At 39.3% G+C, this 12,544-nt stretch carries 14 protein-coding genes and 1 tRNA gene; all 15 read right to left on the bottom strand.

All coding sequences use genetic code 11. From position 1 onward, the window contains the following. Positions 1 to 240 precede the first annotated feature (240 nt). Entirely contained in the window at positions 241 to 1,515 is a 1,275-nt protein-coding gene (locus KJ593_04480) for a MiaB/RimO family radical SAM methylthiotransferase (protein MBU2541137.1), read from the bottom strand. Positions 1,516 to 1,521: 6 nt separating this feature from the next. Next, on the bottom strand, positions 1,522 to 2,268 hold the full coding sequence (locus KJ593_04475; GenBank protein ID MBU2541136.1) for a 16S rRNA (uracil(1498)-N(3))-methyltransferase: 747 nt from the start codon (positions 2,266 to 2,268) through the stop codon (positions 1,522 to 1,524). A gap of 36 nt (positions 2,269 to 2,304) precedes the next feature. Continuing rightward, positions 2,305 to 2,380 (bottom strand) — tRNA-Ala (locus KJ593_04470). 180 nt (positions 2,381 to 2,560) lie between these two features. Beyond that, complete coding sequence (locus tag KJ593_04465) at positions 2,561 to 3,388, bottom strand: LamG domain-containing protein (protein MBU2541135.1); 828 nt, start codon at positions 3,386 to 3,388, stop codon at positions 2,561 to 2,563. 273 nt (positions 3,389 to 3,661) lie between these two features. After that, positions 3,662 to 4,096 (bottom strand): hypothetical protein, encoded by a 435-nt coding sequence (locus KJ593_04460; protein MBU2541134.1) that lies wholly within the window; start codon positions 4,094 to 4,096, stop codon positions 3,662 to 3,664. Next, positions 4,093 to 4,647 (bottom strand): hypothetical protein, encoded by a 555-nt coding sequence (locus KJ593_04455; protein MBU2541133.1) that lies wholly within the window; start codon positions 4,645 to 4,647, stop codon positions 4,093 to 4,095. Before KJ593_04455 ends, KJ593_04460 begins: the two co-directional genes overlap by 4 nt. 15 nt (positions 4,648 to 4,662) lie before the next feature. After that, positions 4,663 to 5,067: an outer membrane protein assembly factor BamE gene (locus KJ593_04450; GenBank protein MBU2541132.1), complete on the bottom strand. Its 405-nt coding sequence runs from the start codon at positions 5,065 to 5,067 to the stop codon at positions 4,663 to 4,665. A gap of 328 nt (positions 5,068 to 5,395) precedes the next feature. After that, on the bottom strand, positions 5,396 to 5,797 hold the full coding sequence (locus KJ593_04445) for a hypothetical protein (GenBank protein ID MBU2541131.1): 402 nt from the start codon (positions 5,795 to 5,797) through the stop codon (positions 5,396 to 5,398). A 56-nt stretch (positions 5,798 to 5,853) separates the two neighbouring features. Further along, the gene (locus KJ593_04440) at positions 5,854 to 7,011 is read right to left on the bottom strand and encodes a DEAD/DEAH box helicase (protein MBU2541130.1); all 1,158 of its coding nucleotides are present in this window, start codon (positions 7,009 to 7,011) and stop codon (positions 5,854 to 5,856) included. 516 nt (positions 7,012 to 7,527) lie between these two features. Further along, positions 7,528 to 8,145: a hypothetical protein gene (locus KJ593_04435; GenBank protein MBU2541129.1), complete on the bottom strand. Its 618-nt coding sequence runs from the start codon at positions 8,143 to 8,145 to the stop codon at positions 7,528 to 7,530. Next, on the bottom strand, positions 8,135 to 8,560 hold the full coding sequence (locus KJ593_04430) for a type II secretion system GspH family protein (protein ID MBU2541128.1): 426 nt from the start codon (positions 8,558 to 8,560) through the stop codon (positions 8,135 to 8,137). Before KJ593_04430 ends, KJ593_04435 begins: the two co-directional genes overlap by 11 nt. Further along, on the bottom strand, positions 8,561 to 8,968 hold the full coding sequence (locus KJ593_04425) for a type II secretion system GspH family protein (GenBank protein MBU2541127.1): 408 nt from the start codon (positions 8,966 to 8,968) through the stop codon (positions 8,561 to 8,563). Positions 8,969 to 9,019: 51 nt separating this feature from the next. Then, positions 9,020 to 9,433: a type IV pilin protein gene (locus tag KJ593_04420; protein MBU2541126.1), complete on the bottom strand. Its 414-nt coding sequence runs from the start codon at positions 9,431 to 9,433 to the stop codon at positions 9,020 to 9,022. A gap of 124 nt (positions 9,434 to 9,557) precedes the next feature. Next, positions 9,558 to 10,814: a type II secretion system F family protein gene (locus tag KJ593_04415; protein ID MBU2541125.1), complete on the bottom strand. Its 1,257-nt coding sequence runs from the start codon at positions 10,812 to 10,814 to the stop codon at positions 9,558 to 9,560. Positions 10,815 to 10,818: 4 nt separating this feature from the next. Beyond that, positions 10,819 to 12,534 carry a Flp pilus assembly complex ATPase component TadA gene (gene tadA / locus KJ593_04410; GenBank protein ID MBU2541124.1) on the bottom strand — a complete coding sequence of 572 codons (1,716 nt, stop codon included), beginning with the start codon at positions 12,532 to 12,534 and terminating at the stop codon, positions 10,819 to 10,821. Between the last annotated feature and the right edge of the window lie 10 nt (positions 12,535 to 12,544).

Raw genomic sequence — 12,544 nt, 5'->3', positions numbered from 1 at the left:
ATTAGTTATTAAGACATTACCGTAGGTATAAGTGCCAGATTCCCAGGTAGTATTAGTAGAAATAGTAATATCTTGGGCAAAGACGGTCCCGAAAGAGGCAACACATAATACTAAAGGAATAAAATAGATAATTAGTTTTTTTATCATAATTTAAATGTATTATGAGAGGATTCTAGAGTGTGATTTCATTTGAAAAGCGTCCAAAGTATAACATATAAAAGCACTTATGTCAAGGTAGCGCTACCTTTTTAGTTGCTTTTCATAACTCCTTACATTGCAATATGATATGTCGCCAGACCCTTGTTTCTGATCTAAAAGTATGACCCCCTTGGTAAAACCCCTTTTAACCTCTTCAATTCTGACAGGCAAAACCTGGTTTATATGCTTAAAATCACCCAAAAAATCAACCTTGATATAATTGCCGCTATAACCTGAGAGCTGGCCATTTTTGAAATCCTCTGCCAAAACATATAGCTTCTTATTTAAGAATGAGTTACGAAACTCATATGAAAGCTCCTCAGCTAATAGATTAAGCTGATTCATCCTTTGGGATAATTCAAACTGGTTAAAACCATCATTTTTCGATCTAGCTGCAGCTGTTCGATCTCTCTTACTATAAATAAAGCCATGAATCCGTAAGGGCCTAACCTGTCTTAATGTCTTGAGTGTATTTGCAAAATTCTCATCTTCCTCACCTGGAAAACCCAACAACACATCAGTAGTCAGACTCACCTGAGGAATCTTTTTCTTAATCTCCTCAGCCAACGATACATAATCCTCTCTCGTATAATTCCTATTCATTAGCTTTAAGATTTTATTATCGCCACTCTGCATTGGTATATGTATATGCGGACAAAGCTTGCCAGATACTGAAAAGATATCAATCAGTTCCTTACTGACAAAATTGGGCTCAATTGAACTAAGCCTTAGACGTCTGAGTTCAGATAACTTAAGAAGTTCCTCAATAAGCATAGCAAGGGTCATTCTGGGTTTTAAATCAAGGCCGTAACTGCCGATACACACACCTGTTAAAACAATCTCCTTAAATCCACAAAGCGCCAGCCTTCTAACTTCCTCTGTTATTTCTTTCAAGGGGCGAGAGCGAGATTTTCCCCTGACAAGAGAAACCTTACAATAACTGCAATGATTATCACAACCGTCTTGAACCTTTACAAACGCCCGCGCATGATGGGAAAAATAAGATATACCTCCTGAGAAAAAAGACTTAGGAATAATATAATCGATATTTCCTATATTAACCAGCATCTGTTTATCGAATTTTACCAAACATCCTGTAACTACAATCTTGGCCTTCTTGTTATTCCTATGAGCCCCTCTTATAGCATTACGAGATTTTCTGTCGGCGCTTGCTGTTACTGTACAGGTATTAACAACACAGATATCAGCTGCACCATTAGCCTCACTTAAACCTTGAGCCTGTAAGCGTTCGCGTATTACCTGGCTTTCATATTGATTAACCTTACAACCCAGTGTTTTTATTGAAAAGGTCTTCATAATTTCCTAAATATCAGTAAGACATAAAGACAGTAAACCTGTGCAGACAATCGCTGCAGTCTCAACTCTTAGTACCTGTCTACCCAAGGTAATCATTAATGCCTTATTTTCTATTGCCTTCTCTAATTCATCCGGGGTAAAATCCCCTTCAGGGCCAATTAAGAGTAGAATTCGTTTCTTCCCTTTAATCATATTTAATGCCTCTGGGAATATCATTCTCTCTTTGCAGGAAAGATTAGGGACAAATATGCAATCAAAATCCGAAAATTTCTTAGCTAATGCGCTAAAATCTAAAGGCGACTCAATAACCGGTAGATTCAAGCTATGACTTTGTTTTGCTGCTTCAATTACAATCCTGCGCCAACGTTGGAGTTTCTTATCTATATCTTTATCCTTAAGCCTAACTATGCTGCGCTTGGTTATCAGCGGAATTATACTATCAACACCTAATTCAGTTGTCTTCTCTACAATATAGTCAAATTTAAATTTTTTAGGAATTGCACAGGCTAAGGTTATATGGACTTTCTTTCCTCCAGGGGTAGCAATATTCATCTTTACTATTTGGGCAATTATCTTATTTTTCTCAATTGACTTTATTCTGCACTCATAGACGTTATTATCTTCATCAAAAACCTCAATCAAATCCTCCATCCTTTTTCGCAAGACATCCTTAATATGATGGACTTGCCTCGCATCATTAATAATAATCTCTTTTTTGGAAATATTTTCTTTAGGAGTGAAAAATCTTTGCATTTTTAGAATTCAAACAAATTTTACGCAGTATAATTTTGGTGGAGCGAAGCGGATTCGAACCGCTGACCTCCTCGTTGCGAACGAGGCGTTCTCCCAACTGAACTACCGCCCCAATTATCTGTAACATCTTTATTTTCAAGATTTGCGTCGGTTGCCTTTCTTGCCCCCCATTTAGAGATTGCCTATAAATTAAATAATCCCAAGCCCATTATCATGCCTTTATGATGGTTAAACATAATGAGGATACAATTGTAGCTCTATTTATTTATTTTGGCAAGAAAATTAGGTAGGATTAAGATTTAACCTTTCTTTTGAATATTCCTGTTCCTAGTAAACCAAGACCTAAGAGGATAAGCGAGGATGATTCAGGAATAACCTCATACTCACTTGTCGGGGGAGTAAAATCTGAAGTCCAACGAGCTATGCCTTTAGAGATACGAAACTCATCTAGCCAACCATTAAGAGCATATTCGGGATAGGTTGCTCCCCAAGAGCCTATTTGCAAATTAGCAGCATAGTTTTCCCAAACAAAAGTATTGTAGGTAGGAGCGATATCTTGCATCCCGTCTATGAATATTTTGTACCAATCGTCGTTTCTAGTCAAAGCAATATGATACCAAGTATCAACAGAATAGGATTCATAGTCGCTATTCACAACAAAATATGATGTGTTATTTTTGACTACATATAATCTAAAACGATGAATACCAGGACCTTCGTGAAAATAAAGTTCCCATTGATGTCCTGGTATACCAGTAAGTTGCGAGCCTATAACATATGAACTCGCTCCTGTTGGTAATGCATTAAATTTCGTCCAAAAGTCTATCGTAAAATCTTCATTAAAATACCAATCATCTGAATCGGAAACAGTAAGATAATCTGCATATCCATCAAATAAACCCGATGCTCCTCCGAATTTACTTTCAGCAGTATCAATCTGAGCATTGCCATGGGCTGTTACTGTATGGTTACTAAAAGAGCTATCCATAAAATCTGTTGAGCCATCATCGCCATCAAAATGAAGCATCAATACTGTATATGCATCAATTCCCACCACTGCAAATGCGTTTGTCCCCATCAAAAACACGCCTATTATCGCCAATAATATTGTCTTTTTCATCTCTCACCTTCCACTACGCATACTACTTCATTATAATAACAGCATAAATCGTGCCAAGTGTGTAATAAAATTACACATATTTATAAGTGTTTCAATGTGTTAGAGTTATAGATTTAGGAAAAAATGGGACTTTTCTATAAATAGGCAAAATGTTGCTTTTCATAGACAAGAGGCAGAAAAAAGGAAGCAGCCACAAACAAAAACCCCAGCTCATCACTGGGGCTAAAGTTAAAATTTAGTCTAATTTTTATTTGTGCGAGATGTGTAAAGCTACTAATCAACTTGGTGGGCTGTCAAAAATATCGCTTTTCCTAAAGCGTTAAAGAAATCTTGGTAAGGCTCTGGATCCTCTATAGCCTTGATGCCGTATTGAGCATTGGCTCTTACTAATAGTTGCTTATCTCCACGAGGCCTTACAGTTATGCTCATCTTCACCACAGCATTACCAGTAAACTTAGATCCAGTCACAGAGCCTAATACCTGGTCTGCTCTATCAATTACAAAATCCAAGTCTTGCAGAGTGCTAATAATAGTACGTAGCATCTTTTTCTTATCTGTCGTATCAAAGGCTCTTGTCTGCATACTTCTCAACTGAACTTGACTTTCGCTAGCTTCAAGTAGTTGACTGGATGTACTAGCACATCCAGAGAATACAACGTTTGTTAATATAAATAAAGAAGTACCAATGAAGCGAGTTAATTTCTTCATATTTTGTGAGCCTCCAAAAATACAGACTTAGATAAGCGTTCAAAAAATCCTTGATATAACTTGGGGTCATTCAAAGTTTCCATTCTTGATATATCCCCCCTTTTATTCCATATAACTCGCTGAAAAGTAACCCTAACAAGTATTTTATTGCCATTTAAAGCTGGCTTAGTTACCACTGAGGCTCTAATTTTTTGAACATCATCAATCATTTCAAATGCGTTCGAAGATCCTCCTCCTAGGGCTGCTAAAAAAGTTGAAAGCGTGGCTAGTGCGACTTGTCCAGCGTCAGTTGCGTCTCTGTCTTTTGATCCAACAACCAATCCGAGTTCTGTCTCGCTATCATCCAATGTAAAACCTAAATCTTGTAATACACCAACACACGCAATAATAATTGCTTCCTCATCATTGGTATCATATTGCCTTGTCTGAAGTTGTCGATATTCTAAACTATGAGAAGACAATTTTAAAAAGTCCATCGGGATAGTAGCGCATCCAACCAAAGATAGAAATAAAAGAATACAAATTGCAACCTTGGAAATGCTATTTCTCATATACATTCTCTAATATTAGAATCGAGAGGTGTGATAAGCAAAATCACGCACTTTACCATCACGATCAAATTTTATTATAATTGTCAGAGTTCTCTGAGAAGTCGACCTAGCACCTGAAGATCCTATTCCACCCACTATCAATATAGATGCCCCTGCTTCGCTGGTAGAATATGAAACATCTGTCGATATTTTATCGTAAATCCAAACCTCTCTCCTTTCCTCATCACTAGAAACAACGTTAGGAGAACCTAACACTTCAGCTACTTCTGCAGAAGACATACCGATTTTAATTTCGCGTTGGACCTTGCCCACTGTTAATCTATCACCCGCTTCATCTCGGGTATGTCGCCTGTGATCGCCAGCGGATGCACAGCCACTTAATAACAATACGCTTAATAATAATAAATGTATTAGTTTCATTTGTCACCCCTTCTATTTATATGTTAAAGGCTAATTACACAATAACATCTTGATTATAGTCCTCTTTTCTTATCCTAGCAAGATAAATCTATAGCCCAAAATTTGGTGCTCGCACTAGAGACAGCCAGTATAGATATATATAAATCTAAAAGCGGTGGCGTACACCCCCTGGTGACCAAATAGTGTCCATCTGGATGAGGAAAATAGGTAAATTTAGAAAAAAGCAAAGACTAAAAATTTTAGAACTGGTTGGAAATGAATATAGTTACTTGAATTTCAATGAGTTATGAAAAATTTACTTTTGGCTTTGGGGCGGATGGAATTATTTTTAAGAATGGTCTCTTCTGCGGTGAAATAACGGCTTATTTCTTTGGCCAGGTTTTCGGCTTCCTCCCTGGCGTTTATCAAAGCGGTAAAATGGTTTTTCTCTTTGCTCAGAGCCTCTGCTTTCTTCATCATGTTGCTTATCAAGGCGATCAGCAGAAAAACCTCTTTCTCTGGAACGATCCCTGTACCTTGCCTTTCCCTGACGCTGAGAACGACCAAAGGAGTGGGAAGGCCTGGAAAAGCTCCTGGTTTCATTAGTCCTTTGCACAGACCTGCTAAGTAAAATATCTACTTTCTTCTCCAAAAAAATAATCTGCTGCTGCAATCTCTTGATTAAAGCTAATACCTGCTGTTCTTCTTGTAGTGGAACTGAAGAATCCTCTTTTTTAAAATCTTCGTTCATCTTTCTCCTTTTTTTCTAACCAATATCATGGGCGATCTTCACAGTTGCCCTCATTATCAACGTTTGCGGAATCTATTATATCTACTTCTAGCATATCTTTTCTTGGGACCGCCATAGAAGCCAGTCTTATGCGAACCCTTGGAAAACTGAACAAATCTTTCTTTGGGCAATTCAGGATGCTCTGATATGGGCAGGGCTGTCTTAATCAGCTTCTCGATATTGCGTACATCTGAGCCCTGTTCAGGTGTCGCAAAAGATATAGCACGGCCTTCGTGTCCGGCGCGGCCTGTGCGGCCAATACGATGCACATAATTCTCAGTGTCATCCGGGAGATCGTAGTTTATAACAAGCTCTATGCCTGTAACATCAATACCCCTAGCAGCAATATCAGTGGCAACAAGTATCTTATACTTTCCTGATTTAAAACCATTCAGGGCCTCTTTTCTCTGTGCAAGTGAACGGTCTGAGTGGATCTCAGCAGCTCTGCGGTTCATTCGCTGTAATTCGCGTGCAATCTTTCTAGCGCCTATTTTTGTCCGGGAGAAGATAAGTACTGGACCGTGATAGGCATCAAGCAGCTTTATTAAAAGCTGATGCTTTGAGCTTTTCTTAACAATAAAAACTTCCTGTGTAATGTGCTCCGCAGTAGTTCCTGAGGGAGCGACTTCAATATGTATAGGCAGCTTCATGTGCGCGGCTGCCATTCTCACGATTTCTCCTGGTATAGTTGCGGAAAAAAGCATGGTCTGTCTGTTTCGTGGAACAAATTTAATAATTCTTTCAATCTGCGGCAGAAATCCCATGTCAAGCATACGATCCGCCTCATCCAAAACCAGGACATTTACATCAGCCAAAAGAACTGTGCGTCGCTCCATGTGATCGACAAGACGTCCGGGAGTAGCAACTATAACACGCGGGTTTCTTCTGAGTGCTTTTAGCTGCAGGCCCATGGATGCACCGCCTATAATAACAGCTGTATTTATGCCAAATGACGTAGCAATCTTCTGAAATACATCATGAACCTGAATAGCAAGTTCCCTAGTGGGTGTAAGAATCAGCGCGCGGCCCTTTCTCTGGGAAAGGCGCTGAATAATAGGAACGGCAAAGGCAAGTGTTTTGCCAGTTCCGGTCTGCGCAACTCCTATAATATCTTTGTCTTCTATGGCAATAGGTATGACTTTATGTTGAATCGGCGTAGGAACTGTAAACTTCATTCGATCCAGTATATCCAGTATTCTCGGGGCAATCCCAAGGCCGTAAAAAGAGCTCTTTGTCTGGCGTGGTGTTTGTGTCATGATAATCCATAATAACACTATTGGATGACATTGTATACAACTATTATTTTCTTATATGGTCCTCAAATAGGCACAAGAAGTGTTTTAAATTTATATATGTTTGTAACTATCTGCAAGATAATCAGTTAGGAAGATTAAAATTATTGTAGACTCAAGGATAGGATAAACTTGGTGATCAAATAATGACTACATTGCGGCAAAAAGTGTTAAAATCTATTAAGCCAATAAATCTTTCTAAGCTGTTAGGAGTTAATATATTTACTTTAATTTCAACGAGTTATGAAAAATTTACTCTTGACTTTGCGAACGAGACATTCTCCCAACTGAACTATCGCCCCATAAATGAGAGCATCGCTTATGCCTGACTTCCAATTAGCATTACTTTTATCATAATAAAGTTGAATTTTAAATAGGTTGCTTACTTTCTGAGATTTTTCAACGGGAGGCTACTGCTTGAATGTGCATTGTTGAAACTAAGGTTACTTCTGGATTTGTTACTGATTGAGCTTGCGTTGGATCCTGACGGCAGGTTATCTCAACTCGGATAACATTATCATTTAAGGCATCTCCGTTATTATCTGTATCAATAGCCTGAAAAATATCATTTATAACTACAACATTTTCTACTAATGTTTCCCAACTGCCAACACCGCCAAAAAGATCATCATGAACTTCAATTGTTCTATTAGCATTATTAAAACGATAGCCTGTCCACTGATCGTTAGCACCTGTGCCTAGTGGCGCTATATCTTTTTTACGTAATTGCAATTCATTACCGCTAATAACACCAGGATCGAGGATTCGAAAGGCAGGATTCGCAGGTAAGGTAGCGGGCGGATTACCAAAAGAAAGCTTAATATCTCTAGCAATGCGTTCTAAGGCTAGGGCTACCTCATTAGTAAGCCTAACCTGGGTATTTTCAGCATTTAAAAATCTATCAGCACTGAGGTTAATAGTTACAGCAGATAAAACAACAAGGCCTAAAAAACTAATAGAAATAATAAGTTCAATAAGCGTAAGCCCAGCCTTATATTTCATTCTTTTATGGCTCATCCCACTCTATCCTCACAGTAACCGCTCGATACCCGGTTGCAGACTCACTCACAACCATATAATCACATCGTGCATTAAACGCTGCTAAAGTAGCAAGGTTTATTTGTAAAGGAGGATTAATGGGGCCAGCAATACAATCAGTCCAACCTTTGATATCCAGCTTATCATTACCCGCACTGGCCCAATACTGGGCATTTACTCCATCTCTTAACTGCTCTAGTACTTCCCGGGCATAATTTGCAGCCTGAAGTCGACGCTGGGATCTGGATATAAAACGCTGCGAGCTGATAAAAGAAGACATTATCCCGCCAACTGCTAACGCCAGAATAACTAAGGCAACTAAGATTTCAACTAAAGTAAACCCCGTTAGCCTCTTATCGGCTAACGGGGGCAATCTCTTAACTCCAATTTTCATTTATTGTATCAAATTTAAAAATGGCCAGGTCCCCACTAAGGGAGGACCATTTTCAGTAATTGTAATTTCTGTACCTGCGTTGGTACCAGATGTACGTGTAGCTGTAGCAAGAAAAGTCGGATTAGGAGGAGCTGTTACAGTAACGTCGTAGAGCCAGTTATTAAATCTTAGATCTAAATTAAGTTCAACGTTACAATCATTTGGAGGATTACAAGGCAAATATGCTCCTGATTGCAACTCAATGATCTTTTCAGCAGCAAGGATTAGCTCTAAATCTACCCTGGCCTCTCTTCCAATTGTCACTTCCATAGTGCGGATAAAGCGTGGATAAGCAATAGCAGCCATAATCGTTAAGATAATTATGACTACTACTGCCTCTACTAATGTAAAACCCTTGGGTCTCTGCATTCTTGCTTAGCTAATTCTACCTAAACCAGACTCTATTTTCATTAAGATAACTTAAATACCAGCAAATAAGCCAGCTCCAGTAACAACTCCGGTCTCGATTATTGTAATGGTATCAGTGCTAGCACAAACTCCTGTAGGAGTAGCAGTAATAGTAAATGTGCCTGCGGCGAGATTTGTAAGGGTATAATCAAAATTCCGAGGAGTAGTAGTCATGGGACAACCTACATCAAGATTATAGCCAGCATCACAAGCACATGAGCCATCATCCAGAACTGCACCAACATAAGTATCGCCTCTTAGGAAATGGCGCTCCATCGAGCCACGCAACACAGACAACATCTGAAGTGCCTCTGCAGCCCTTGCCCGCTGAGTAGTTCTGGTAAACCTAGGTATTGCCAAAGAAGCCAAAATTCCAAGAATAATTATAACGATAATTAATTCTAAAAGCGTAAAACCTTTCTTCATTTTAAACTACCTCCTTTTAAGGTCCATACTAGACCTTGATTGTAAATATCTATAATAAATTACAACGATTATTTTCTCAGAGAATTTAAAACATCACCTCCTTCAATGAGCATATAATCTAGCTTTAAAAACTTCCTCCAGTTGACATCTGAAATATTGGCAGATACATTGCTATTACCATTACTCCGACTATAATCCCCATAAATACAATCATTAATGGCTCTAACATTGCTGTAAATCGCGTAACAAAAGTCTTAATATAGTTCTGATAATAAATGGCGATCTGCTTGCACATCTTGGGTAGTTCTCCGATCTCCTCGCCAATTGCAATCAACTGACTAACCATAGGCGAAAACAATCCTGATTCTTCCATTGGGGTATGAAGTGGTTGACCCGCGCGCACTGAATCCTTTATTTCTCCTACGGCCTCTTCCATAAGTGAATTCTCCATGCTCTGCTGAGTAATCTCTAAACCATAGAGAATAGGAACGCCGCTTTCTAAAAGCATGGATATTTCCGAAGCAAAGCCTTCAACCTGAACAGATTGTATAAATTCGCCAAGAAGCGGCATTTGCAATTTAAACCTATCGTAAATCCTTTTACCGTCTTTGGTTTTAATAAAATTTTTAAAGAGCGCTATTAGTACCGTAACGCCAAGTATCAGAAAAATTATACCATGTCTTAAAAAATTACTCAAGCCAATTAGCACCTTAGTAATCAAGGGAAGTTCTATATCAAAGGTTTGAAATATAGACGTAAATTTAGGAATGATTATAATTGTAAAAACTAAAATTGCCGCGGTTGCAACTACAAGCAGAATTAAAGGATAAATCATAGCAGTGGTAATCTTGGACTTAAACTCAGCGCGTGCCTCGATATAATCTGCCAGACGCTCTAATACAGTGTTTAGATTTCCGCTTGCCTCGCCTGCCTGAATGAGATTAACCCAGAGCTTAGAGAAAACATCAGGATATTCTGCCAGAGAATCAGAAAAATTCCTTCCGGATTCAACGTCTTTTTTTACTTTCGCCATCGTCCTTATTAATTTTTGGCTTTGAAGCTGGACAGATATAACCTCCAAGGATCTAAGCAGCGTTACTCCAGCGCTAAGCATAGTCGCTAATTGACGTGCGAATAAAACTAAATCAGTTAACCTTACTCTTCTATGAGTTTTTACTGGCTTGGCCCTAAACTTTACAGCTTCTGACTTTGCCTCTTCAGGTTTAGTCACCCTGGTCCCTTCTTGATAAGGAACAATGCTTATTACAGTAAGCCCTTGAGACTGGAGTTTCTCCAGCAGGGCCTCTTCGCTTTTAGCCTCAGTTATGGCCTTGTTTTTCTTGCTGGCCTTTGAAATTGTTGTGTAAATAAACTTAGCCATTTGTTTATCCTTCAACTACCACTGCCATTATCTCTTCCAGACTTGTAATGCCTTTTTCAACTTTTTTCAGGCCATTTTCCCATAACGTATTCATGCCGTTAGCTATTGATGCCTCCCTAATCTTTGCAGTTTCTACTCCTTCCAAGGCAAAATGAGAAATCTCTTCGTTAATACTCATAACTTCATAGACGCCAACCCTGCCACGATAGCCAATCTGATTACATTTCTCGCAGCCCTTAGCCCTATAGATAAGATCAGCATTGAGTTTAGTATTTCCCAGCTTCTCCCCGGACGGCTCATATGCCTCTTTGCAGTCAGGGCATAATTTGCGCACTAACCTCTGGGCCACAACTAATAACAAGGCTGGCATTAAAAGATAGGGTTCTACGCCGATATCAACCAATCTCGTAATTGCTGAAGGGGCATCGTTTGTATGCAGGGTGCTTAGGACAAGATGGCCTGTCAATGCCGAACGCACACAGATACGTCCAGTCTCCAAATCCCTTACTTCTCCCACCATCATTATATCAGGATCCTGACGTAAAAATGAACGTAGGGCAGTAGCAAATGTGAGACCGATTTCGGGCTTTATCTGGACTTGACTTATACCGTCAAGACGGTATTCAACCGGATCCTCAACAGTAATAATATTTTTATGAGGGCTATTTATCTCACTTAGGGCAGCATATAAAGTCGTTGTTTTTCCGCTACCTGTAGGACCAGTCAGGAAAATCATTCCATGAGGCGAACTTATAGCCTGGCGAAATATTTCTAATTGTTTTTGCTCAAGGCCCAGCTGTGTCAGCTCCAAGGGAAGCTGACTGCGATCAAGTAGCCTAATAACCACCTTCTCGCCATAAACTGTAGGTATAGTAGAAATCCTTAAATCAATGGCGCGCTTTTCAGAGCGTACCATGAAAGCCCCGTCCTGTGGCAGGCGTTTCTCTGCAATGTCCATCTTAGCCAAAATTTTTATCCTGGAAATAATAGGAAGGTGCAGATGTTTAGCTGGAGGCGGAATGTCATAAAGCGCTCCATCTATTCTATATCTTAAACTTATCCTCTCTTTGTAGGGTTCAATATGAATGTCTGAGGCGCGTTCATCGATTGCCTGACGGATTATCAAATCAACTAACTTTACTACAGGGGCCTCTTCTGCCTTGGCAATCAATGTGTCCAGACTCAACTCATCTTCATTCAAATCAGCATCTGCCTCATCAATCTGACCTGTATCTATATAGGATTCCTTTACTGCCTCTTTAAGTAGATCTACCTTTCCATAAAACTCCTCGATTGCTTTTAGTATATCTGGCTTTGTAGCAATAACTGAATTTATTTCACACCCCGTAATCTTACGCAGGTTATCTAATAAAACTAAATCTAATGGATCGAAAATTGCGCAGGTCAAGGAATTAAGATTTTTAGATAGAGGCAGCACTACATTCTTAATGGCAAAATCCTTGGAAATCAATCTTTCCAGTCCCTGGTTAATTGCCGGCCGCAACAAGCCAGTACCGGAAGTAACATAGGAAATCCCCAGCTGTTTGCCCAGCGTAGCAATCAAGTCCTGCTCACTAACCATGCCCAACTGCACTAAAACCTCGCCAATTCTTGAGCCGCCGTACTTTCGCTGCTCATCCACTGCTTTCATTAACTGCTCTTTAGTAATGATTCCTTCCTTTACAAGCAGTTCACCTAATCTTAATCTGGGCTTGGCCATTTACTCACAC

It is taken from the genome of Candidatus Omnitrophota bacterium (assembly GCA_018830005.1).
Taxonomy (GTDB): domain Bacteria; phylum Omnitrophota; class Gorgyraeia; order JAHJTE01; family JAHJTE01; genus JAHJTE01.
The sequence above is the reverse complement of the archived record's forward strand: the minus strand, read 5'-3'. Positions and strand labels throughout refer to the sequence as shown.